Source organism: Amycolatopsis sp. NPDC004747 (assembly GCF_053601335.1).
In genome coordinates this window covers 280,929-302,522 of record NZ_JBSGBQ010000010.1, presented here as the reverse complement: position 1 = coordinate 302,522, position 21,594 = coordinate 280,929, and the positions used below count along the sequence as shown (strand labels likewise).

The window sequence follows — 21,594 nt, the reverse complement described above, 5'->3', positions numbered from 1 at the left end:
GCGTCAGCGCAGGTCGAGGGCCCGCTGCGCGAAGCAGACCTCGATCGCGGTCTGCTTGATCGTCTCGGCGATCACCAGCGAGCCGTGGCCCGCGTCGTAGCGGTAGAACTCGTGGTGCAGGTCGCGGCCACCGAGCCGGTCGAGGTAGTTCTCGATCTGGCGGATCGGGCAGCGCGGGTCGTTGTCGCCGGCCAGCACGAGCACCGGCGCCGTCACGGCGTCGACGTAGGTGATCGGCGAGCACTCCCGGTACACCGCGGGCACGTCCTCCGGCGAGCCGCCGAACAGCGCGCGGTCGAACGAGCGCAGCTGCTCCATCTCGTCCTCGTACGCGGCGACGTAGTCCGCCACCGGCACCCCGGCGACGCCCGCCGCCCACCGCGTCGGCTGCGTGCCGAGCGCGAGCAGGGACAGGTAGCCGCCCCACGAAGCGCCGTTCACGACGCACTTCGCCGGGTCGCTGAGTCCACTTTGGATGGCCCAGTCGTGTACCGCGGCGACGTCCTCCAGCTCGGTCAGCCCGGGCCGGCCTTCGATGGCGTCGCGCCAGGCCGAGCCGTAGCCGGTCGAGCCGCGGTAGTTGACCTCGACCACGGCGAACCCGGCGTCGAGCCAGGTCGCGCGGTAGGCGGAGAAGCGGTCTTCGTCCGCCGCGTGCGGGCCGCCGTGCAGGGAGAACACGGTGGGCAGCGGCCCGTCCGGCGCGTTCGAGGGCCGCGAGACGAGCGCGTGGATCCGCCCGCCGACGCCTTCGACGAACGCGTCGGTCATCGGCTCCGAGCCCGGCGCCCGCTCGCCCGGCGGTTCGAGCAGGATCGCGTCGGTACCGTCGGTGGTCCGCGCCCGCACCGCGGCCGGCTCGGCGGCGCTGGACCACGAGTACTCGATCGTGCCGTCCGGGCGGACGCCCGCGCCGCCGATCCGGCCGGCCGGTGTGTCCACTGAGGACAGCTCGGCCGTGTCGAGGTCGTAGCGGTACAACGAACTGCGGCCCTCGTGGAAGTGGACGACGAGCAGTGCGCGGGCGTCCGGGTACCAGCCCGCGGCGACCTCGCCGGGCAGGTCCAGTTCGATTTCGGTCTCGGTGTCCGCCCGGACGTCCCAGACGAGCAGTTCCTCGCGACCGCGGCGCTCGTGCAGCACCAGCAGCCGCTGGTCGCCGGGCAGCGGCGAGAATTCGAGCGCGGAGAGGCCCTTGCCCTCGCCGTCCCACTTCTCCGACACGGTCTCGAACCCGTCGGTCGCGAGCACCCGCAGCGCGGGGTGGCGCGAGTCGCCGTGCTCGGAGTGCGAGATCGCGAGCAGGCTTTCGTCGCGCGAGAGGGACGCGATGCCGGCGTCGTCCGGGTGGCTGTAGAAGCGGCGCGTCTCGCCGCCGGCCCTGGCGAACAGTTCGCTGCCGTCGTCGGTCGAGACGCCGACCGCGACGAGCCGGGTGCCGATCTCGAGGCCGGCCGGGTAGCCGTCGTGGACGTCCGGGACGGCCTTCTCCGGCTTGCTGCCCTCGGTCGCGGCGAACGGCTCGCGGACCCAGGAGCCGAACTCGTCGCCGTCGGTGTCGTCGAACCACCAGATCCACTCGCCGTCCGGGGACGGTGTCGCGTGCATGGTGCCGTTGGGCCGGTCGGTGACGCGGCGGTGCTCGTCCGTCGCGCGGTCCCAGGCGTAGACCTCCCACACGCCGCTGGCGTTGGAGACGTAGACGTTGGCCGCCGGCGCGTCGCGGGCCCACTCGGGCACGGAGATGCGGGGGGCGTGGAAGCGGGCGCGCCAGCGGGCTTCGGCTTCGGCGTCTTCGAACAGCCGGTCCGGGACCACCGCGGGCGGATATTGGTTGGCTGACTGCGTGCTCACCCCTCGATCCTGCCACCTTCTGGCCGTACTGTGTGCGGGGTGCTGGAGGGTTACGCGCCGGGCTACGGTGCAGACGCGGTGTCGATGCTGTCCGCGCGCACGGCGGCGGAGCGCGCGACGTTCGCCCAGCCCCTGTTCCGGCCGGGCATGTGGGTGGTCGACCTCGGCTGCGGCCCCGGCTCGATCACCCTGGGCCTGGCCGCGGAATCCCGGGTGACGGGCATCGACCGCGACGCGGGCCAGGTGGTCCTCGCCCGCGAGGCCGCCCGCCGCGCCGGCAGGTCCACAGTGGACTTCGTGGTCGGGTCGGCGTACGACCTGCCGTTCGCTTCCGGCAGCGTGGACGTGGCGTTCTCGCACGCCCTGTTCGAACACCTCGCCCGCCCGGCGGACGCGCTGGCGGAGCTGCGCCGGGTGCTGCGTCCCGGCGGGAAGCTGGCGTTGTCCACATCGGACTGGAGCAAGGCGAGACTGCGCCCGAAGACGGCGAACGTCGACGCGGCGCTGAGAGGCCACTACCTCCTGCGGCGCCGCGCGGGCGGCAACCCGTTCGCCGGCCGTCACATCGCCGAGGAGTGCGCCCGCGCGGGGTTCACGGAGGTGGCTTCGCGGGCGAAGTACCGCGAGGACATGAGTTACCGCGACCTGGCGAAGTACGTGGAGTCCCGCCTCGACGCGGCGATCGCGGACCCGGCGTTCGCCCGCGACCGCGACCAGCTGGCGAGCGCGGCCCGCTCGGCGTGGATGTGGACCCGCGGTGGCGACGGGGATTTCAGCCAGTGCTGGGTCGAGGTGACGGCCACGCGATAGGTGAGGCTCGCGGGGGTCCGGGGGCGGAGCCACCCGGCGGGGTTTGGGGTTCGACCCCAAAAAACACCGAGAGGGCCAGCATGGTTGGCGTTTTCCGCCAACACACCGGCCCTCTCGGCGCTCTCGTCGGGGTGGCGGGATTTGAACCCACGACCTCCTCGACCCGAACGAGGCACGCTACCAAGCTGCGCCACACCCCGAGGTACTGCTTAACGGGTCGTGGAGAAGTCTAGCGGACCGAATTTCGGGCCTTGAGTCGGGCTGCCTTTCGCGGTTCGTTGGACCCCGACCCCCGCGGGACCAGCGTCAACAGGCTCGCTTCGGGCGGGCACGCGAACCGAGCGGGCGCCCACGGCGACGTCCCCAGACCGGCCGAGACGTGCAGCCACATGTGCGCCCCCCACCGCGAGGCCCCTCGGGCCCGGCTGCGATCCAGGTCACAGTTGGTGACGATCGCGCCGTAACCCGGGAGCCGGAGCTGGCCGCCGTGGGTGTGGCCGGCCAGGACGAGGTCGTAACCGTCCGTGGCGAACGTGTCCAGGACCCGCGGCTCCGGCGAGTGCGTGACGCCGATGCGGACGGCCGCGCCGCTGTCGGCCGGGCCCGCGATGTCGGCGTAGCGGTCGCGGCGCAGGTGCGGGTCGTCGACGCCGGCCGCGAACACCGCCTGGCCGCCGACGTCGATCGTGCGGCGGACGTGCGTCAGGTCGGTCCAGCCGTGCTCGACGAACGCCGCGCGCAGGTCGCGCCACGGCAGCTGGGTGCCGTGGATGCGCTTCTTCTTGCCCTGCGGCATCAGGTAGCGGGCCGGGTTCTTCGGCTTGGGCGCGTAGTAGTCGTTGCTGCCGAAGACGAACACGCCGGGCCGGTCGAGCAGCGGGCCCAGCGCGCGCAGCACGGCCGGGACGGCCGTCCGGTGCGAGAGGTTGTCGCCGGTGTTGACGACCAGGTCCGGGTTCAGCTCGTCGAGCGCGGCGACCCAGCGCTGCTTGCTGTGGTGGCCGGGCAGCATGTGCAGGTCCGAGACGTGCAGGACGGTGAACGGCCGGGAGCCGGGTGCCAGCACCGGCAGTTCGGCGGTGCGGAGGGTCCAGTGGCGCCGTTCGATCCCGACGGCGTAACCGAGGGTCGCGACGCCGAGCGCCACCGTCCCCGCGGCGAGGCGCGCGGCTGTCGCCCCCGACGTGCGTGTGTTACTGAGCGTGCTCACAGCACCCAGGATACGTGCTCAACAGTTGGATGACTTCGCCGCCGTTACGGGGAACCTGACGCCTAGCATTCCCGTCGACCCGAACACGGGAAACAGGCCGGGGGGCTTGGGGAGAACGATGGAGCAGTTCGGGCCGTACCGGATCGAAGGCCTGCTCGGCCGCGGCGGCATGGGCGAGGTCCACCGCGCGTACGACACCGCGCACGACCGCGTCGTCGCGCTGAAGCTGTTGTCCGAGCCGTTCGTCGCCGACGAGGCCTTCCGCGCGCGGTTCCGCCGCGAGTCGCAGATCGTCGCGCGGCTGCGGGAGCCGCACGTGATCCCGATCCACGCCTACGGCGAGATCGACGGGCGGCTGTACCTCGACATGCGGCTCGTCGAAGGCCGCGACCTGAAGGAACTGCTGGCGGACGGGCCGCTCGACCCCGCGCGGGCCGCCGGGATCGTGGCCCAGGTCGCGGGCGCGCTCGACGCGGCCCACGCGGACGGCCTGGTGCACCGGGACGTCAAGCCGTCGAACGTGCTCGTGACGAGCGCGGACTTCGTGTACCTGGTGGACTTCGGCATCGCGCGGTCGATGACCGCCGAAGGGACGTCGATCACCGGCACCGGCAACGTGATCGGCACCCTCGACTACATGGCGCCGGAACGCTTCGGCGACGCCCCGATCACCGGCCTCGTCGACGTCTACGCGCTGGCGTGCGTGTTCTTCGAATGCCTCACCGGGCACCGCCCCTTCCCGGCCGAAGGCGCGGCCGCGCAGATGGGCGCGCACCTGACCGCGCCGCCGCCGGTGCTTTCCCGGGCCCGGCCGGGCTTGCCGCCTGCGCTGGACGCGGTGGTGGCGCGCGGGATGGCGAAGAACCCGGCGGACCGTTACCCGACGGCGGGGGCGTTCGCCGACGCCGTCCGCGCGGCGGTGACCGCACCGGCGCCGCCGATCCCGACGTGGCAGAAGACCTTGCCGGGCCTGGTGCCGCCCGCCGTTCGGGCGCCGATGACCCCGCCGCGGCCGGTGCCGATCCCGACGGCACCGCACCCGGGACCGCCGACGGGACCGCCTCGGATCGCCCCGCCGGTGCCCCCGCCGAAGCCGCAGCGGAACCGGTGGATCGCGTTGTGCGCGGCGCTCGCGGGCGTGGTCGTGGTCGCGCTGGTGATCACCTACGTCGTGACCCGGGACAAGGGGCAGACGGCCGGACCGGGCCCGTCGAACCCCCCGACCACCGGCGAAACGTCCACGCCGCCAACGCGAACCTCACCGGAGCCGACCCCCGATCGACCGTCCACATCGGAATCGAAGCCCGCGCACGACACCAAGCTGTCCGACGCACTGCCCGCGGCGTACAAGGGCAACGCCACCTGCGCCGACGCGCCCGCGGACGCCGGCGCGGTGGCCGCGGTGGAGTGCGTGGACTCGAACGTCGGGGACGCGCCGTCCGGGAACGTCGTCTTCAAGCAGCCGACCGGCGCCCGCTTCCTCCGCTTCGCCGACGCGGGCACGATGGACGCGTTCTTCCAGAACATCGTGAAGTCACAGGGCCTGACCCGCAACGATGCCCAGGGCGCCTGCCGTCCGTTGAAGGTGCCGAAGATCTGGGGGACGTACAACCGCGCCGAGACCCGTCACCCGGTCGAGGGCGAGTACCTGACGTGCTACCTCGGCGACCCGGCGATGCTCGTGTGGACGGACAAGCAGAACCTGATGGCGGGCCTGCTGAAGTCGGCGAAGGTGACGAACGCCGACGAGCTCGACCAGCTCTACTACTGGTGGAACGAGCAGATCCTCTCCACCATGCCCGGCGGCTGAGCCGGAAAACCGAGGGCCCCGCGGTGCACGGCCGCGGGGCCTCGGTGGTCAGCGGGCGCCGCCGCCCATGTACTTCGGATCGGGTTGGGGCAGGTCCATCACCGGCTGGCCGTCCAGGATCTTCGACACCGCGCCGAACCAGGTCCTGGCCGGGGCGTGCCCACCGAAGATGTTGCCGTCGCGGCCACCGGGGCACAGGCTGACCCGGCCCGGTCCGGCGTCGCAGATACCGCCCTTGCCGCCGCCGAACTTGAACGTCATCGCCGCGCCTGCCAGCTGGGGCGTGCCACCGACGAACGCCGCCGACACGTTGGCCTGCGTCGTGCCCGTCTTGCCGACCATCGGCCGGTTCCAGCCGACGTCACCGGCTGCCCGGGCCGACGTGCCGCCCGGCTGGTCGTCCTTGCTCATCCCGACCGCCAGGGTGTTCGCCAGGCCTTCGGGCACCGCCTGCTCGCACGGGGCTTCCTTGATGGGCACCGCCTGCCCGTTGCGGTCGGTCACGCCGGCGATCGGCGTCGGCGGGCACCACACGCCGCCAGAGAGGATCGTCGCGGCGACGTTGCCCATCTCGAGGCCGCTCACCGGGCTGAACCCGAGCGTGAACGCGCCGAATCCCGGGTTGTTCCCCCGCGGGCCGTAGTACTCGGCCTGGCTCAGGCGCTTCTCGTCCTTGTCCGCCTTCGGGTCGACCGTCCCGCCACCGATGTTGCTCCCCATCGTCTCGCGCAGACCGAGCCGCTTGGCCATGTCGATGGCCGGGCCGGTGCCGCCGAGCTGGTCCTCGAGCGCCACGAACGTGGTGTTCGGCGACGTCGCCAGGGCCGTCTGGAGCGTCGCGTTGGCACCCACCCGGCTGTAGTCGCCGGCGTTCCCGACGCAGTACCAGTAGGAGTTGGGCTTCCCGGTCGGGGTGGTGCTGCAGCCGCTCTTGGCGGTCCAGAAGACGCGCGACGTGTAGGAGTCCGGCATGTCCACCGGCGAGTAGATCCCCGCGACCCCCTTGTCGAGGGCGGCCGCCGAGGTGAAGATCTTGAACGTCGACCCCGCACCGCCGGTGTTGTAGACGCCGGCGGGCAGCGTGTACGTCGTCTGGCCCGCGCCCTGGTCCTGCCCGTAGTCGCGGTTCGCCGCCAAGGCGACCACCTCGTGCCGGTCCTTGCCCGGTCTCACCAGCGACAGCGTGTTCGCGATGTACGGCTGGGTCTTGTTGACCTGCGCCTCCGCCGAAACCTTCGCCTCGTGGTTGGCGCGCTCGTCCAGCGTGCTCTTGATCGTGAAGCCGCCGGAGTAGAGCTGGTCCTTGGTCATCCCGCTGCTCTTGAGGAGGTAGTCCTCGACGTACTGGCAGAAGAACCCGGCCTCCGGACCGGCGCCGATGCAGTTGGCGGGCGGCTTCTTCGGGCCGTCCGGGACCACGCCCAGCGGCTCGGCCTTGAAGCGGTCCGCGTCCGCCTTGGCCAGCTTCTTGTTGTCGACCATCCGGTCGAGCACCAGGTTGCGGCGCGCGGTGGCCTTGTCCGGGTGGTTCCACGGGTCGTTGTTGATCGGGTTGTTCACCAGGCCGGCCAGCAGCGCCGCCTGCGGCACCGTGAGCTTCTCCGGGGTGGTGTCGAAGTACGCGTGCGCGGCCGCGCCGACGCCGAAGATCTGGCGGGAGAACTCGACGATGTTGAGGTAGTTGGCGAGGATCTGCTGCTTGCTCAGCTTCGTCTCGAGGTTGATCGCGATCCGCGCTTCCTTCAGCTTGCGCGAGATCGACTGCTCCTGGGCCTTCTTCTGGCCGATCGGGTCGTTCCGGTAGACGACGTTGATCAGGTAGTTCTTGGTGAGCTGCTGGGTCAGCGTGGACGCGCCCTGCGTGTCCGCGCCGGTGCTGTTGCTGACGGCCGCGCGCAGCGTGCCCTGCCAGTCGACGCCGTGGTGCTCGTAGAACCGCTTGTCCTCGACCGAGACCAGGGCCCACTTCATGGCCTCGTTGATCTGGTCCGGGGTGATCGGGAGCCGGTACTGGCTGTACAAGGTCGCGATCGGCTTGCCTGCGTTGTCGGTGACCGTCGTCACCAGCGGTGGCGGGATGTCCGCGAGGTCGGAGGAGGTCTTCTCCACCGTCTCGCTGGCCTGGTTCGACATGACCCCCGCGGCCCCCACGACCGGGAAGAGCATGCCGGCGACGAGCACCCCCGCGAGCAGACAGAGGCCGATGAGCTTGAACAAACCATCCGCTTTTCGCACGAGGGCCAGGCTACCCGGACCGGATCAGGTGGCGGTGACGCCGTGTCCCCGCCGGTGTGAAATCAGTGACAAAACAGCCCCCCTTCGGTGACAACTGGTAACGGAAGGCATTCTGGGTCTCGACGGGGGGAACCGATGGCCCCTACAGTCCGTCAACGTCTCACGAAGACAAGCCGTCGGATGGATCAACGCGAGTGGGAGCTCGCCTGCTCCGTTCGGCGGCACCGGCACCGGGGAGGTGCCCGGGTAACCGACGTGAGCTGAGGGAGACACGCTCGCGGGGGCAAGGGAGCGCAGTGCCTTTCCCCGCTGGTGCGTCGATCACCAGGGTAGGGAGCTGGGGGTATGGAAACCAACCAGTCGAGCTGGCGAATCAACGCGTCCTGCCGGGACGCCGATCCGGACGGCCTGTTCGTCCGGGGTGCGGAGCAGAACCGGGCGAAAGCCGTCTGCATGGGCTGCCCGGTCCGCACGGAATGCCTCGCCGAAGCGCTCGACGGCCGGATCAACTTCGGCGTCTGGGGTGGCATGACCGAACGGGAGCGGCGGGCTCTGCTGCGCCGCCGTCCGGACGTGGTGAGCTGGGCCGAGCTGCTCGAAGCGGCCAAGCGGGACGCGGAGGAACGCGTCTCGGTCGGCTGAGCCGGGCTGCGGGCGGCGCGGTCCTGCTGCCGCGCCGTCCGTACCGCTCACCCCGCGAGCTTCACCCCGATGTCGCGCAGGCCGTCGAGGTCGTGCACGTCGCCGGCCAGCGCGGGCACCTTGGCCAGTGCCACCTCCGGGTGTGCCCGGGTGAAGCGCGCCAGCAGCCGCTCCTCGCGCGCCGCCAGCTCGACGCGGTCCGCGTGCAGCCGCAGCACCGCCTCGGCCAGCGGGGCGTTCGTGTCGCCCTCCTGCAGCGACTCGGCCGCCGCCAGCGCCTCCGCGCCCGAAAGCTTCGCCAGCACCGGGTGCGTCCGGTTCGCGATCAGCCCGGCCAGCGGCATCGACTCGGCCGACAGGCGCTCCACGAAGTAGGACGCCTCGCGCAGCGCGTCCGGCTCCGGCGCGGCCACCACCAGGAACGACGTCCCGGAGGAGCGCAGCAGCTCCGCCGTCTTGCGGGCGCGCTCGCGGAAGCCGCCGAACATGCTGTCGAAGGCCTGCATGAACGCCGACGCGTCGGTCAGCAGCTGGCCGCCGATGATCGTCGACACCGCCTTGGCGAACATCGAGAACCCGGCGTTGACCACCTTGCGCAGGCCCCAGCCGCCGGCCTTCGCCGGCGCGGTGAGCAGCCGGATCATCCGGCCGTCCAGCGCGCTCGAAAGCCGGGTCGGCGCGTCCAGGAAGTCCAGCGCCGACCGGCTCGGCGGGGTGTCGACGATGATCAGGTCCCACTCGCCGGTGGCCGCGAGCTGGCCCAGCTTCTCCATCGCCATGTACTCCTGCGTGCCGGAGAACGACGTGGAGATCGTCTGGTAGAAGGGGTTCTGGAGCAGCTGCTCGGCGCGTTCCGGGCCGGCGTGCACGCGCACCATGTCGTCGAACGTGCGGCGCATGTCGAGCATCATCGCCCAGAGCTCGCCCTTCGGCTCGAACCCCTCGACCTGCACCTGCTTCGGGTGGTTGCCGAGTTCGCGCAGGCCGAGCGCCTGGGCCAGCCGCCGCGCGGGGTCGATCGTCAGCACCACGGTCTGGCGGCCGCGCTCGGCCGCGCGCAGGGCCAGCGCCGCGGCGGTGGTCGTCTTGCCGACGCCGCCGGAGCCGCAGCAGACGATCACGCGGCTTTCCGGGGCGTCGAGCAGCGCGTCGACGTCGATGGTGGTCACAACCGCACCCCCTGGTCGGTCAGGGCTTCGGCCAGGTCGTAGAGGGCCGCGACGTCGATGCCGTCGGTCACGTCCGGCAGTTCCAGGGTCGGCAGGTCGGCCTCGGCGAGCTGTTCGCGGGCCCGCTGCTCCGCGGCGACCCGCACCGCGTGTTCGACAGTCTCTTCGACGAGCGCGTCCAACGTGTCTTGCGGCAGCTTCAGCCCGGCCGACGCCAGCCCGGTCCGGACGCGGGAGGCGTCGACCCGGCCGTCGGCGGCGGCGGTCACCGAACGGGCGGGCAGCCGCGGCGGCCGGACCCGGTTGACCAGCACCGCGCCCGGGCGCAGGTCGGCGCCGTCCAGCTCGGCCACGGCCTCGACGGTCTCGCGCACCGGCATCTCTTCCAGCAGCGTGGCCAGGTGCACGGCGGTTTCGCCGGAGTGCAGCAGGCGGACGACGCCGTCGGCCTGGCCGCGGATCGGGCCGGTCTTGGCGAGGTCGGTCAGTGCCTTGGTGACGTCGAGGAACTTGACCACCCGGCCGGTCGGCGGCGAGTCGACGACGACGGCGTCGTAGGTGTGCCGCCCGTCGGACTCGGTCCGGCCGACGCACTCCTTGATCTTCCCGGTGAGCAGGACGTCCCGCAGGCCCGGCGCGAGCGTGGTGGCGAATTCGATCGCGCCCATCCGCCGCAGCGTCCGGCCGGCGAAGCCCAGGTTGTAGAACATCTCGAAGTACTCGAGCAGCGCGGCTTCGACGTCGATGTGCAGCGCGCGCAGTTCCCCGCCACCCGGGACGGCGGCGATGCGCTGCTCGGCGTAGGGCAGCGGCTCGGTGTCGAAGAGCTGGGCGATGCCCTGCCGGCCTTCGACCTCGATGAGCAGCACCCGACGGCCGTCGCGGGCGAGCGCGAGGCCGAGCGCGGCGGCGAGCGTCGTCTTGCCCGTCCCGCCCTTGCCGGTGACGAAGTGCAGCCGGGCGCGGGCGAGCTCGTCGGTCCAGCCGGCATGGGGAATGGTCACTTCTTCACCCTAATTCAGCGCTCAACTGGCCAGCAGCATGACGCTGACCGCAGCGGCGACGGCCGCGACGAGCGCCCAGCTCACGAGGCCGGGCAGCACGGTCAGCGTGAGCACGCCCACCACCGCCAGCAGGGTGAAGGTGATCACCCCGCCGAGTGCGACCTGACCGGAACTCTGCGTCCGGTCGCGCACCTTCGCCATCACGACGAGCACGAGCGGCAGCCCGGCCGCCGCGAGCAGCGCCGTCGCGATCACCCGCCACGTTTCCACGCCGGCCACGCTAGCGTGAAATGGGCCACACCCCGGCGCGTCGCGGCCGGTTTTCCGGCGGTCGCCCGCGCCGGTCTTGCCCGCTTGGCTACGCTCCCGGTTCATGAGCGCCACCAAGTGGGAGTACGCCACCGTCCCTCTGCTGATCCACGCCACGAAGCAGATCCTCGACCAGTGGGGCGAGGACGGCTGGGAGCTGGTCACCGTGCTGCCGAACCCGAGCGGGGAGCAGCACGTCGCCTACCTGAAGCGTCCGAAGGGCTGACCCGGTGAGCTGGAGCGAACGGCTGAAGGAGCTCGGCATCGAGCTGCCCGGCGTCGCGGCCCCGCTGGCCGCGTACGTGCCCGCCGTCCGGAGCGGCAACCACGTCTACACCTCCGGCCAGCTGCCCTTCGTCGACGGCGTGCTCGCCGCGACCGGCAAGGTCGGCGCCGAGATCAGCCCCGAAGAAGCGAAGGGCCACGCCCGCACGTCGGCGCTCAACGCGCTCGCGGCCGTGCACGCGCTGGTCGGCATTGACAACGTCGCGCGGATCGTCAAGGTTGTCGGCTTCGTGGCTTCCGCGGAGGGCTTCACCGGCCAGCCCGCGGTCGTCAACGGCGCGTCCGAACTGCTCGGCGAGGTCTTCGGCGACGCGGGCATCCACGCCCGCTCGGCCGTCGGCGTCGCGGAGCTGCCCATCGGCTCGCCGGTGGAGGTCGAACTGATCGTGGAGGTGCAGTGATGGACCCGGACATCGAGCAGTCCACCCACGAGCTGCTGATCCGGCTGGCCGGGCGGCTGCCCGACCAGCTGCTGTGGCGGTTCCGCGACTGGCTCGGCGAGGGCGCCATGGGCACCCTCGCCCGGACCCTGCCGAGGTCTTTGCTTAAGCACAGGATCGACCTCGACCAAACGGAGTACCGGCTGCTCGTGGCCGGTCTCATCCCGCACGGCGCCGACTGGCACCAGGTCAGTTCGACGCTGGGGGTAGACGACGTCACCGAGAACCGGTACACATTCACGTCGAGTGCGCCCGAATGGGTTAACTCGGTCGACTCCGTGTCCGTGTTGATCCACGCAACGTTGCGAGGACGCCCGGACGTGGGGGAAGTGCGGCAGAGCTGGCGACACGTCGGTGTGGTCGGGCAGGGGACCGCCAAGCGCGTCCTGCTCATCACCGCACAGGCGGGGTTGCCGAGGCTGACCGGCGAACTGCAGCGCGTGCTGCGGGTGCTGGGCGACGAAGAGCCCAGCGTCGAGGTCATCCCGCCGCGCTTCGACCTGCCGGGGTACCACCGGGCCGCGCTGGCCGACTCAGAGCTGGTCTGCGTGGGTGCCGCGGCGGGGACCCGGCTAGTAGCCGCATAACGCTCGCCCGCCAGCGAGCTGGGAGGGAGCAAGGCAATGGTGGAGGTCCACGACGGCCCGCCCATGGACGGGTTCTCGGTGCCCCTGCGCCTGCACAACCTGTTGCTGGCCCTGGCGGGCCGGATCGACGACAGCGCGCTCACCGAAGCGCGTGAGCTGATCGCCCGAGCCCACATCGACGAGGCGGTCGAGCTGACCACCGGCACGCTCATCGCGGGCCGGATCCCGGTCAGCTCCGCCGAGCAGCGCGAGCTCGCGCTGGTCCTCGAGATGAGCCGGTCGGACGCGACGCTGGCGAACGACCTGCTGGTCGACGAGACCGAGCCGGTCAACACGCACCGGTTCAGCGGCGAGAACGCGCCGGAGTTCGGCATCGCCGAGGCGCTCGACCGCACGCTGCAGGTGCTGCCGGACGTCCGCTCGGTGCACGCGGTGTGGCGCAACACCCCGGCCGGCAGCGTGCCGGGCGCGTTGCCGCAGCGCGTGGTGCTCGTCGAGCTGGGGCCGGAGGGCAACCCGCCCGCCGTCGCGTTCCGCGTCGACACGGCGTTGCGCCGGGCCGGGATCCACTCGGTCGTCGAGGTCAGCGGCCCGGGCGTCGCGCACTCCGAGTACCACCAGGCGGCGTCGGCCGCCGCGTCGCCGGCCTGGGTGACCGGGAGCACGTCGGCGCCCGCGTCGACGTACCGTCCCGAGCCGGCCAAGCCGTCGACTCCGGTGAGCTCGGAGCCGGTCGCGGAGTCGGGCAGCAGGCACAGCATGCGCTCGAGCAGCACCACGACGGCGCCGGCCGAGCCGGTCGCCCCGGTGGTGCCGATCGTGTCGCCGCCGGCCGCCGAGCCGCCCCGCAAGGCGCGGTCGGAGACACGGGCCGAGCGCACCGCCGACCTGACCCCGGCCGAGGTGGCGCAGCTGCGGCAGGCGCTGGCCGAGGACCCGGAGAAGGGCCGCGAGATCGCCGCGGGCAAGCCGTCGATGCACGAGGTCGTCGAGCTGCCGGCGCTGGACCTGGACGACCCGAGCCTGAGCGAGCGCGACCGGGCGCTGCTGCGCGAGCTGCACGCCGAGCTGGCCGAGCGCGAGCGGGCCGAGGCGGCGAAGATGCGCCTCAACGGGGCTTCCCGCTCCGGCGGCGACCAGCGCGGCTGGACCGCCCCGTAGGACTCTGCCGATGAGAAGGCGGCACTTCCCCTCCGGGAGGTGCCGCCTTTTCCGTGTCCGGCGTGCCACAACTGCGCGACGGGACGTCGGGTACCGGAGGTATGTTGCCCGGGTGGAGCAGCCAAAGGAGTTTGTCTTCGACATCCCGGTCGGCGCGGGGGTGGCCACCCGCGCGAACGCCGACGGCCCGCCGGCGACGCCGAAGGACGCGGCCACCGTCATCCTGGTCCGGGACGGCGCCGAGGGCGTCGAGGTCTTCCTCCAGCACCGGGTGAAGGGCATGCCGTTCGCGGGCGGGATGACCGTGTTCCCCGGTGGCGGGGTCGATCGGCGCGACGCCGACACGTCGGTCGCGTGGGCCGGGCCCGAACCGTCGTGGTGGGCTTCGCGGTTCGGCTGCGACGAGGCCCTCGCGCGGGCGCTCACCTGTGCGGCCGTGCGCGAGACGTTCGAGGAGTCCGGCGTGCTGCTCGCGGGCGGCGCGGAGGAGGTCCTCACCGACGTCACGCCGTACGCGCCCGCCCGCCAGGCACTGGAGACGCGGGAGGTGTCGCTGGCCGGCTTCCTCGCCGACGCCGGCCTGACCCTGCGGGCCGACCTGCTGCGCCCGTGGGCGCACTGGATCACGCCCGAGCAGGAGCCGCGCCGCTACGACACCCGCTTCTACGTCGCGAAGCTGCCCGAAGGGCAGGAGGCGGACGGGGCGACGTCGGAGGCGTCGAGCTCCGGCTGGCAGCGTCCCGAAGACGCCATCGCCGACGCGCGCGAAGGCCGCCGGATGCTGATGCCGCCGACGTGGCTGACGCTGAGCGAGCTGGCGGAGTTCGCCACCGCCGACGACGTGCTCGCCGCCCCGCGCGAGATCGTCCGGATCGCGCCGACGCTGGTGCGCGAGAACGACCACGTCCGAGTCGTCCTGGAGCCGCGATGAACGCCCCCGCCTACGGCGTGCTGCGCCAGGTGTCCGAGACGGTTTCGGTGCTGCTGGAGAACAACCCGTCGTCGATGACGCTCGAAGGCACCAACAGCTGGGTGCTGCGCGCGACGCCGTCGAGCCCGGCCGTGGTCGTCGACCCCGGCTACCGCGACCTCGAGCACCTCGAGCTGCTGGCTTCGGTCGGCCCGGTCGAGCTGATCCTGCTCACGCACCACCACCCCGACCACGCCGAGGGCGCGCCGTGGTTCGCCGAGCGCGTCGGCGCGCCGGTGCGGGCGTTCGACCCTTCGCTGTGCGTCGGCGCTTCGTCCTTTGTGGACGGATCGGTGATCGACGCGGGCGGGCTTTCCCTGCGTGTCCTGCACACTCCCGGGCACACCGACGACTCGGTGTCGCTGGTCCTCGACGGCCAGGTGCTGACCGGCGACACCATCCTCGGCCGCGGCACGACGGTGCTGCACGACCTCGGCGACTACCTGCGTTCGCTGCGCAGGCTGATCGAGCTGCCGTCCGGCACGGTCGGCCTGCCCGGGCACGGTCCAGAGCTCCCCGACCTGCCCGCGACCGCGCGCGAGTACCTTGCCCACCGGGAACAGCGGCTGGACCAGGTGCGTTCGGCCTTGAAGACGCTCGGGGCGGACGCCACCCCGCGCCAGGTCGTCGAGGTCGTGTACGCCGACGTCGACCGGGCGCTGTGGGGTCCCGCCGAGTGGAGCGTGCAGGCGCAGCTGGACTACTTGCGGTCGGAGGAGAACGGATGAGCAACGTCGAGGTCGAGTTCTACTGGCGGCCGGGGTGCGGGTTCTGCGCCGCCCTGGAGCGCCCGCTGTCGAAGAGCGGCTTCAACATCCGCGCGATCAACATCTGGGAGGACCCGGCGGCGGCCGCGCGGGTCCGCGAGGTGGCCAACGGGAACGAGACCGTGCCGACGGTGATCGTCGGGTCGACGGCGATGGTGAACCCGTCGTTCGCCGAGGTCGAAGCGGCGGTCAAGGCAGCTTCGGCCTGATCGCGTTCCACCGCGGGCCGGGCCGTTTCCCGTACGGGGAGGCGGCCCGGATTCCGCGCAACCCGGGATCGGGCTACCGGGACAGCATCGGCATCAGGTAGTACGTCAGCGCCACCTCCCCGGGCTCGGCCGACCGCAAGACGCACGCCCGCATCCCCGGCTGGATGGCCAGCGTCAGCCGCTCGCCCGCGAACGCGCCCAGTGCGTCCAGCAGGTACCGAGCCTGGAACGACGGTGACGTCCGCCCGCCGCCGACCTCCGCCTTCAGCGTCTCCTCGGCCTCGCCCGTGTCCTGGCGCGCGCTCGCCAGGCGGACCTGGGCGTCGCCGACCTCCAAGGTCAGGACTCGCCTGTCCTCCGCGTACACCCCCACGCGACGGACCGCCGCCGCCAGGGTGTCCGCCGCCAGGGTCACCGTCGTGTCCACCGAGCTCGAGGCGATCGACTCCTCCGACAGGAAGCCCGCGTCCAGCACCGCCGTCGCCACCAGGCCGCCCGGCCAGCTCAGCCCGAACCGCCCCGGGCCGAGGTGGAGGCCCACCGCGCCGCCCGCCTGGCGCGCCGCCTCCGACAGCAGTGCCGCCGGAACGAGGACGTCCAGCGCGCCCGGAGTGCGCAGCGGCAGCCGGGCCACCGCCATCCGGTAGCGGTCCGACGCGGTCAACGTCAGGACGTCCCCGGCAGCCTGCAGCCGGACACCCGTGAACAGCGGGAGCGGGTCGTCCTTCGCCGCCGTTCCCGCGACGATCCGCAGCGCCGACGCGAACGCCGCCCCGTCGACCTCGGCCACGCGGGCCGGCGGGCCGGACGCGACACCCTGGTCCGGCAGCAGCGGCAGCGCGAACCGGGCGTTGTCCAGCCGCAACGCCAGGCGGCTGCCTTCGACGACCAAGCGCACCCGCTCGGCGCCGAGCACCTTCAGCGTCTCCGCCAGCGGGGCCGCGGGGACGACGACCGAGCCGTCGGTGTGCGTGGTCGCCGGGCAGCCGAACCCGACCGCGAGGTCCGGCGTGACCCCGGCGACCGCCAGCCCGGCCGCGTCCGCGCTCAGCCGCAACCCGGTGCGGGCAGGCAGCAGGCGCGACGCGGCCGAGACGGCGGCCGAGAGGCCGTGGGCAGGCGCGGTGACGTCCATGCCCGCAAGCTAGCGGCAGGCACCGACAAAAACCGGAAACCTAGGCGTTGACCAGCGAAGGAACCGGAGCGGGCGCGGCCGGGCGGACCGTGCCGCGCAGCAGCCACACGACCATCGCCAGCCCCAGCCCCGCCACGCTCGCCGCCAGGAACGCCGCGCCCGGGCCGGCGTGCTCGACGACGTACCCGCTGATCGACTGGCCGGCCGCCAGCCCCAGCGTCACCGCCGTGAGCACCCAGCCGAACGCCTCCGCCGCCGTCCCGGACGGCGCGACCACCTCGATCGCCGTCGAGTGCGCCGTCGACTGCGGTGTGATCAACGCGCCCGCCAGCAGCATCATCAGCGCCATGCCCCACAGCGAGGACGGCCACGCGAGCAGGGCGACCAGCGCGCCGAACCCGCCGAGCAGCACCGGCAGCCGCAGGCCCAGCCGGCGCGGCCACGGCCGCAGGCTGTAGGCGACGCCGAACGCGACCGAGCTCAGCGACCACGCCGACAGCAGCAGGCCACCCACGGACGCCTGGCCCGCTTCGGTGGCCGCCGCCGGCACCGCGACCTCGACGAACCCGATCACCACGCCGAAGCCCAGCGCGGCGACGGCCAGCGTCCGCATGCCCGGGCTCGCCAGCGCGCCCAGCAGCGACCCGTGCGAGCCGGACGAAGGACCCCACGCGCGCACGGCCGGGCTCAGCGCGAACAGCACCGCGCCGGTGAACTGCAGCGCGACCCCCAGCACCAGGCCGGTGCCCGCCCACGGCGCCATGACCAGCAGCCCGGCCACGCCGGGACCGAGGATGAAGAAGACCTCCATGCTGATCGCCTCGTACGAGTACGCGGCGTTGCGCGGGCCGCCCGGCGGGAGCAGCCTGCCCCACAGCGCCCGCGACGCCGACCCGACCATCGGCTCGGTCAGCCCGGTGAGGGCGCCCAGCGCCACGAGCACTGGCGTCGCGGCGTGCGACTCGATGGCCATGACCAGCGCGCTCATCGACAGCGCCAGCAGCAGCGCGACGACCAGCAGCGGCCGCGTCGGCCCGAACCGGTCGATCAGCCTGCCCTGCACCACCGCGCCGACCGACACCCCGACGAGTGAGCCGGCCGAGACCAGCCCGGCGACGGCGAAGGAACCGGTCTCACGCTGGACGTAGAGCAGCGCCGAGATGCCGATCATGGCGATCGGCAGGCGGGCGAGCACGGCCGCGGCGGCGGGCCACCGGGCCGCCCGGGTCGTCAGTGCGGTGCGGTAGTCGGCGAGGGACGTGCGGCTTTCGTGGTTCGAGACAGACTGGGACACGCGTACAAGTATGCCGCAGAGTGGTACGTAGGTACCAGTTATTTGACGGTCAGGTGCGTCACCGGCAGACTGGGTGTGGATCATGAGCCTGGTGCGACAGGTCTCGATCAGGTAACACTCACGATATTCTCCGTGGACTCCTGCAACGAAACGGCCCAGACGGCGTCCTTGAGAGTGAATGGCCTTGAATTCGTGGGTATGGGCCGTGATGGTTGAACAACAGCAAAGAAACCCAGCTCCCTCCGGCACACGGGTCGGGGCCTGGCCCGGAGGGCGGGGAGCGCGGATCGTCGGGGGATGGTCCGCGCAAACAACGAAGAGCCGGTGCGCCACGTCGGGGGTGGCGCCCGGCTCTTTGTTGTCCACCAGGACACATCAAGACACGAAGAAGCCCCCTCGGCAACCCGAGGGGGCTTCGACGCGAGAGAACTCAGCGGGCGCGGCGGGCCAGCCGCTCCGGGTCCAGGATCAGCACGCTCTTGCCCTCGAGCCGCAGCCAGCCGCGGTGGGCGAAGTCGGCGAGCGCCTTGTTGACGGTCTCGCGCGAGGCGCCGACGTACTGGGCGATCTCTTCCTGCGTCAGGTCGTGCGTGACCCGCAGCAGGCCCGCCTCCTGGCTGCCGAACCGCTGCGCGAGCTGCAGCAGCGCCCGCGCCACGCGGCCCGGGACGTCGGTGAAGATCAGCTCGGCCACCATGTTGTTCGTCCGGCGCAGGCGGCGCGCGACCACGCGCAGCAGCTGTTCCGCTATCTCCGGACGGGTCGAGATCCACTGGCGCAGGGCCGGGCGGTCCATGGTGACCGCGCGGACCTCGGTGACCGTGGTCGCGCTCGACGTCCGGGGGCCGGGGTCGAAGATGGACAGCTCGCCGAACATGTCGGACGGGCCGAAGATGCCCAGCAGGTTCTCCCGGCCGTCCGGGGACTTGCGGCCGATCTTCACCTTGCCGGACTGGATGATGTAGAGCTTGTCGCCGGGTTCGCCCTCGTTGAAGATGACATGGCCGCGGGGGAACTCCACGGATTCCAAGGTCTGGGCCAGCGCCTCCGCCGCTGCCGGCTCAACACCCTGGAATATGCCCGCACGGGCCAGGGTTTCGTCCACCTCGGGTGCCTCCTCGTCGAGAAACGATCACGCTCCCCCGTGCCTGGAGGAGCGTGACGCCGATCACTTGCGCGTCAGTCTAGGGCGTACTCCCGAGATCGCCCGCCGGACTCGCACGTGGCGGAAACGATCTCGTTCGAACGTGGAGCCTAACTCCGCACGCGACGCGCGCGTAGCCTGGCTGCCCGTCCGCCCAGCCTACGCAGCCGGAACAGCTCCAGCGCGCGGCCGATGCCGTGCCCGTAGAGCGCCCTGACCTCGTTGGGCTGCGCCTGCTCGAGGAACTCTTCGACCTCGTTCTCCTGCACCGCGACGTGCTTCAGCCTGCTCTCGACGCGCTCCATGCCGAGCGCGAAGAACATGATCACCAGGGGGACCAGGATGACGAACCAGACAGTCATGACCGGACCCCGAAACACTCGATGGAAAGCATCTACTCCAGATCCTCGCTCATGGCGGCCGGAAAACGCGCCGAGGTGGTGCTCTGGCGTGTCGGTCGTCCACCGGTGCAGTCACCGGCTCGTCCGACGGCGCCCGTAGGCTATCGGGGTGCCACCTGCCACCACGAACGCCCCCCGTGAGGGCGCTGGTGAAAGCCGGTTAGCTCTGGTGAGACGCGCCAGGCGGATGAAGCGTTGCCTCGACGACGTGTATCCGGACGCCCACTGTGAGCTCGACTTCACCACACCGCTGGAACTGCTGGTCGCGGTCGTGCTGTCCGCGCAGACCACCGACGTCCGGGTGAACCTCGTCACGCCCGCGCTGTTCAAGCGCTACCGGACCGCCGCCGACTACGCCGGCGCCGACCGCACCGAGCTGGAGGAGTACCTCCGGAGCACCGGCTTCTACCGGGCCAAGGCGAACTCGGTCATGGGCCTGGGCGCGGCGCTGGTCGAGCGCTTCGGCGGCGAGGTCCCGAACAAGCTCGAAGACCTGGTCACCCTGCCCGGCGTCGGCCGCAAGACCGCCAACGTCGTCCTCGGCAACGCCTTCGACGTGCCGGGCATCACCGTCGACACCCACTTCGGCCGGCTGGTCCGGCGCTGGGGCTGGACGGCGGAGGAGGACCCGGTCAAGGTCGAGCACGTGGTCGGCGAGCTGATCCCCCGCAAGGAGTGGACGATGCTCTCGCACCGGGTGATCTTCCACGGCCGCCGGGTCTGCCACGCCAAGAAGCCGGCCTGCGGCGCCTGCCCGCTGGCCAAGGACTGCCCGTCGTACGGCACCGGCCCGACCGGGTTCGACGAAGCCGCGAAGCTGGTCAAAGGCGAAGAAAAGGACCACATCCTGGCACTGGCTGCGCCTCGGTGACGAGAGTCACCAAGTGGGCGCTGGCCGCCGCCGTGCTGGCGGTGGCGCTAATCGTCGCGCTGCTGCCGCGCGGCGGCGGCGAAACCGCCGCGAAGCCGTCGGAGGACCTCGCGCCCGCCCGGTCCGCGGCGGCGCTCCAGCCGTGCCCGGCGCCGGGCCCGGCGCAGCCGGTGAAGCAGCTCGAAGGCGTCACGGTGGACTGTCTCGGCGACGGCGTGCGCGTCGACCTCGGCAAGGCGCTCGCCGGGGCTCCGGTGCTGGTCAACGTGTGGGCGTCGTGGTGCCAGCCGTGCCGGACCGAGCTGCCCGTGCTCCAGGAGTACGCGAAGCGGCCGGGTGCCGTGCGCGTCCTCGGCGTCCAGGTGCAGAGCCCGGCGAAGGACGGCCTGGACCTGCTGGCCAAGCTGGGGGTGCACCTGCCGTCGGTGTTCGACGGGGACGGGCAGACCGGCCCGGTCCGGACGGCGCTGAAGGTGCCTTCGGCGCTCCCGGCGTCCTACTTGGTCACCGCCGCGGGCGAGGTGCGGTTCATCGCCAATCCCCGCTCGTTCGTGAACACTGACCAGGTGCGCGCGGCAGTCGAGGGGGCATCGTGATCGGACCACTGGTCGAACCCGAGTCGGTTCCCGAGTGGCTCCGGCCGCTGGTCAAGGTGAGCGGCGAAGTCGATTCCAAGACGTTCACGCGGTTCAGCCCGCCCGAAGACGCCTACACCCGCCCGGCCGCGGTGCTCATCCTCTTCGGCGAGCGCGAAGCCGACGGCGAGCCCGACATCCTGCTGCAGCGCCGCGCCGACACGCTGGGCTCGCACGCCGGCCAGGTCGCCTTCCCCGGTGGCGGCGCGGAGGACGGTGACGGCGGCCCGATCGGCACCGCGCTGCGCGAGGCCGAGGAGGAGACCGGCGTGGTCCCCTCCGGCGTCCGGCCGGTCGCGGTGCTGCCGGAGCTGTTCGTCCCGGTCTCCGGCTTCGCCGTGACACCAGTGCTGGCGCACTGGGCCGAGCCGTCGCCGGTGCACGCGGTCGACCCGGCCGAGACGGCGTCGGTCGCCCGCGTGGCCATCGCCGACCTGGTCGACCCGGCCAACCGGTTCACCGTGCAGAAGAAGGGCATGCCCTGGAAGGGGCCGGCCTTCGAGGTCGGCGGGCTGTTCGTGTGGGGGTTCACCGCCGGGCTGCTGTCGGTCCTCCTGGGCCTGGGCGGCTGGGAGCGCGAGTGGGACTCGGGCGACGTCCGGGACCTCGACGAGGCGCTGGCCGCGTTCCAGGCCCGAGTGAAGGGGTGAAG

General features: G+C 72.1%; 23 protein-coding genes and 1 tRNA gene. 13 read left to right on the top strand and 11 right to left on the bottom strand.

The features are described from left to right. Window positions 1-3 precede the first annotated feature (3 nt). A complete protein-coding gene (locus ACWEGE_RS18865; RefSeq protein ID WP_449661721.1) occupies window positions 4-1,854 on the bottom strand; it encodes a prolyl oligopeptidase family serine peptidase in 1,851 nt (616 codons plus the stop codon). Window positions 1,855-1,893: 39 nt separating this feature from the next. On the opposite strand from ACWEGE_RS18865, the gene ACWEGE_RS18860 reads away from it, so the two are divergent. Continuing rightward, window positions 1,894-2,664 carry a methyltransferase domain-containing protein gene (locus ACWEGE_RS18860; RefSeq protein ID WP_449661720.1) on the top strand — a complete coding sequence of 257 codons (771 nt, stop codon included), beginning with the start codon at window positions 1,894-1,896 and terminating at the stop codon, window positions 2,662-2,664. 126 nt (window positions 2,665-2,790) lie between these two features. Here ACWEGE_RS18860 and ACWEGE_RS18855 read toward each other — a convergent pair. After that, window positions 2,791-2,864, bottom strand: a tRNA-Pro gene (locus tag ACWEGE_RS18855). Window positions 2,865-2,893: 29 nt separating this feature from the next. Next, window positions 2,894-3,874: a metallophosphoesterase gene (locus tag ACWEGE_RS18850; RefSeq protein ID WP_449661719.1), complete on the bottom strand. Its 981-nt coding sequence runs from the start codon at window positions 3,872-3,874 to the stop codon at window positions 2,894-2,896. Window positions 3,875-3,992: 118 nt separating this feature from the next. On the opposite strand from ACWEGE_RS18850, the gene ACWEGE_RS18845 reads away from it, so the two are divergent. Then, a complete protein-coding gene (locus ACWEGE_RS18845) occupies window positions 3,993-5,684 on the top strand; it encodes a protein kinase domain-containing protein (RefSeq protein ID WP_449661718.1) in 1,692 nt (563 codons plus the stop codon). A 48-nt stretch (window positions 5,685-5,732) separates the two neighbouring features. On the opposite strand, the gene ACWEGE_RS18840 is transcribed toward ACWEGE_RS18845, so the two are convergent. Next, window positions 5,733-7,919 carry a transglycosylase domain-containing protein gene (locus ACWEGE_RS18840; protein ID WP_449661717.1) on the bottom strand — a complete coding sequence of 729 codons (2,187 nt, stop codon included), beginning with the start codon at window positions 7,917-7,919 and terminating at the stop codon, window positions 5,733-5,735. A 345-nt stretch (window positions 7,920-8,264) separates the two neighbouring features. On the opposite strand from ACWEGE_RS18840, the gene ACWEGE_RS18835 reads away from it, so the two are divergent. Next, window positions 8,265-8,561, top strand: a complete 297-nt coding sequence (locus tag ACWEGE_RS18835; RefSeq protein WP_103340124.1) for a WhiB family transcriptional regulator — start codon at window positions 8,265-8,267, stop codon at window positions 8,559-8,561. A 47-nt stretch (window positions 8,562-8,608) separates the two neighbouring features. Here ACWEGE_RS18835 and ACWEGE_RS18830 read toward each other — a convergent pair whose 3' ends face one another. The 3 genes from ACWEGE_RS18830 to ACWEGE_RS18820 are packed head-to-tail and all read right to left on the bottom strand — an operon-like array spanning window position 8,609 to window position 11,004. Continuing rightward, the gene (locus ACWEGE_RS18830; RefSeq protein ID WP_449661716.1) at window positions 8,609-9,730 is read right to left on the bottom strand and encodes an ArsA family ATPase; all 1,122 of its coding nucleotides are present in this window, start codon (window positions 9,728-9,730) and stop codon (window positions 8,609-8,611) included. Then, complete coding sequence (locus ACWEGE_RS18825; protein ID WP_449661715.1) at window positions 9,727-10,734, bottom strand: ArsA-related P-loop ATPase; 1,008 nt, start codon at window positions 10,732-10,734, stop codon at window positions 9,727-9,729. The genes ACWEGE_RS18830 and ACWEGE_RS18825 overlap by 4 nt, the downstream gene beginning before the upstream one ends. Window positions 10,735-10,755: 21 nt before the next feature. After that, window positions 10,756-11,004, bottom strand: a complete 249-nt coding sequence (locus tag ACWEGE_RS18820; protein ID WP_449661714.1) for a hypothetical protein — start codon at window positions 11,002-11,004, stop codon at window positions 10,756-10,758. Window positions 11,005-11,107: 103 nt separating this feature from the next. On the opposite strand from ACWEGE_RS18820, the gene ACWEGE_RS18815 reads away from it, so the two are divergent. The 7 genes from ACWEGE_RS18815 to ACWEGE_RS18785 all read left to right on the top strand — a co-directional run bounded on the left by ACWEGE_RS18815 (window position 11,108) and on the right by ACWEGE_RS18785 (window position 15,462). Beyond that, entirely contained in the window at window positions 11,108-11,269 is a 162-nt protein-coding gene (locus ACWEGE_RS18815) for a DUF4177 domain-containing protein (protein ID WP_003068074.1), read from the top strand. 4 nt (window positions 11,270-11,273) lie between these two features. Continuing rightward, on the top strand, window positions 11,274-11,729 hold the full coding sequence (locus ACWEGE_RS18810) for a RidA family protein (protein ID WP_449661713.1): 456 nt from the start codon (window positions 11,274-11,276) through the stop codon (window positions 11,727-11,729). Continuing rightward, the gene (locus ACWEGE_RS18805; protein WP_410563691.1) at window positions 11,729-12,355 is read left to right on the top strand and encodes a hypothetical protein; all 627 of its coding nucleotides are present in this window, start codon (window positions 11,729-11,731) and stop codon (window positions 12,353-12,355) included. The genes ACWEGE_RS18810 and ACWEGE_RS18805 overlap by 1 nt, the downstream gene beginning before the upstream one ends. A 36-nt stretch (window positions 12,356-12,391) precedes the next feature. Continuing rightward, complete coding sequence (locus ACWEGE_RS18800; protein WP_449661712.1) at window positions 12,392-13,516, top strand: hypothetical protein; 1,125 nt, start codon at window positions 12,392-12,394, stop codon at window positions 13,514-13,516. Window positions 13,517-13,628: 112 nt separating this feature from the next. Beyond that, window positions 13,629-14,447, top strand: a complete 819-nt coding sequence (locus tag ACWEGE_RS18795; RefSeq protein WP_449661711.1) for an NUDIX hydrolase — start codon at window positions 13,629-13,631, stop codon at window positions 14,445-14,447. Next, the gene (locus ACWEGE_RS18790) at window positions 14,444-15,214 is read left to right on the top strand and encodes an MBL fold metallo-hydrolase (protein WP_449661710.1); all 771 of its coding nucleotides are present in this window, start codon (window positions 14,444-14,446) and stop codon (window positions 15,212-15,214) included. Before ACWEGE_RS18795 ends, ACWEGE_RS18790 begins: the two co-directional genes overlap by 4 nt. After that, the gene (locus tag ACWEGE_RS18785; RefSeq protein ID WP_449661709.1) at window positions 15,211-15,462 is read left to right on the top strand and encodes a glutaredoxin domain-containing protein; all 252 of its coding nucleotides are present in this window, start codon (window positions 15,211-15,213) and stop codon (window positions 15,460-15,462) included. Before ACWEGE_RS18790 ends, ACWEGE_RS18785 begins: the two co-directional genes overlap by 4 nt. A 73-nt stretch (window positions 15,463-15,535) precedes the next feature. On the opposite strand, the gene ACWEGE_RS18780 is transcribed toward ACWEGE_RS18785, so the two are convergent. The 4 genes from ACWEGE_RS18780 to ACWEGE_RS18765 all read right to left on the bottom strand — a co-directional run bounded on the left by ACWEGE_RS18780 (window position 15,536) and on the right by ACWEGE_RS18765 (window position 19,397). Further along, the gene (locus ACWEGE_RS18780) at window positions 15,536-16,597 is read right to left on the bottom strand and encodes a DNA polymerase III subunit beta (RefSeq protein ID WP_449661708.1); all 1,062 of its coding nucleotides are present in this window, start codon (window positions 16,595-16,597) and stop codon (window positions 15,536-15,538) included. Window positions 16,598-16,637: 40 nt separating this feature from the next. Continuing rightward, complete coding sequence (locus ACWEGE_RS18775) at window positions 16,638-17,891, bottom strand: MFS transporter (RefSeq protein ID WP_449661707.1); 1,254 nt, start codon at window positions 17,889-17,891, stop codon at window positions 16,638-16,640. A 430-nt stretch (window positions 17,892-18,321) separates the two neighbouring features. Further along, window positions 18,322-18,996 (bottom strand): Crp/Fnr family transcriptional regulator, encoded by a 675-nt coding sequence (locus tag ACWEGE_RS18770; protein ID WP_003081747.1) that lies wholly within the window; start codon window positions 18,994-18,996, stop codon window positions 18,322-18,324. Window positions 18,997-19,145: 149 nt separating this feature from the next. Further along, the gene (locus ACWEGE_RS18765; protein WP_003081722.1) at window positions 19,146-19,397 is read right to left on the bottom strand and encodes a hypothetical protein; all 252 of its coding nucleotides are present in this window, start codon (window positions 19,395-19,397) and stop codon (window positions 19,146-19,148) included. 226 nt (window positions 19,398-19,623) lie between these two features. Between ACWEGE_RS18765 and nth the strand changes: the two genes are divergently transcribed. Genes nth through ACWEGE_RS18750 form a run of 3 tightly spaced genes read left to right on the top strand, consistent with a single transcriptional unit; the run spans window position 19,624 to window position 21,592 of the window. Continuing rightward, entirely contained in the window at window positions 19,624-20,307 is a 684-nt protein-coding gene (nth, locus tag ACWEGE_RS18760) for an endonuclease III (protein WP_449661760.1), read from the top strand. Next, on the top strand, window positions 20,304-20,903 hold the full coding sequence (locus tag ACWEGE_RS18755; protein WP_449661706.1) for a TlpA family protein disulfide reductase: 600 nt from the start codon (window positions 20,304-20,306) through the stop codon (window positions 20,901-20,903). Before nth ends, ACWEGE_RS18755 begins: the two co-directional genes overlap by 4 nt. Further along, window positions 20,900-21,592 carry an NUDIX hydrolase gene (locus tag ACWEGE_RS18750; protein ID WP_449661705.1) on the top strand — a complete coding sequence of 231 codons (693 nt, stop codon included), beginning with the start codon at window positions 20,900-20,902 and terminating at the stop codon, window positions 21,590-21,592. The genes ACWEGE_RS18755 and ACWEGE_RS18750 overlap by 4 nt, the downstream gene beginning before the upstream one ends. Window positions 21,593-21,594 lie beyond the last annotated feature (2 nt).

Bases quoted from the DNA above. Each gene is read 5' to 3' on its own strand.
- ACWEGE_RS18845 (WP_449661718.1), top strand. From the start codon at position 3,993: ATGGAGCAGTTCGGGCCGTACCGGATCGAAGGCCTGCTCGGCCGCGGC.
- ACWEGE_RS18835 (WP_103340124.1), top strand. From the start codon at position 8,265: ATGGAAACCAACCAGTCGAGCTGGCGAATCAACGCGTCCTGCCGGGAC.
- ACWEGE_RS18815 (WP_003068074.1), top strand. From the start codon at position 11,108: ATGAGCGCCACCAAGTGGGAGTACGCCACCGTCCCTCTGCTGATCCAC.
- ACWEGE_RS18805 (WP_410563691.1), top strand. From the start codon at position 11,729: ATGGACCCGGACATCGAGCAGTCCACCCACGAGCTGCTGATCCGGCTG.
- ACWEGE_RS18800 (WP_449661712.1), top strand. From the start codon at position 12,392: ATGGTGGAGGTCCACGACGGCCCGCCCATGGACGGGTTCTCGGTGCCC.
- ACWEGE_RS18790 (WP_449661710.1), top strand. From the start codon at position 14,444: ATGAACGCCCCCGCCTACGGCGTGCTGCGCCAGGTGTCCGAGACGGTT.
- ACWEGE_RS18785 (WP_449661709.1), top strand. From the start codon at position 15,211: ATGAGCAACGTCGAGGTCGAGTTCTACTGGCGGCCGGGGTGCGGGTTC.
- ACWEGE_RS18780 (WP_449661708.1), bottom strand. From the start codon at position 16,597: ATGGACGTCACCGCGCCTGCCCACGGCCTCTCGGCCGCCGTCTCGGCC.
- ACWEGE_RS18765 (WP_003081722.1), bottom strand. From the start codon at position 19,397: ATGACTGTCTGGTTCGTCATCCTGGTCCCCCTGGTGATCATGTTCTTC.
- nth (WP_449661760.1), top strand. From the start codon at position 19,624: ATGAAGCGTTGCCTCGACGACGTGTATCCGGACGCCCACTGTGAGCTC.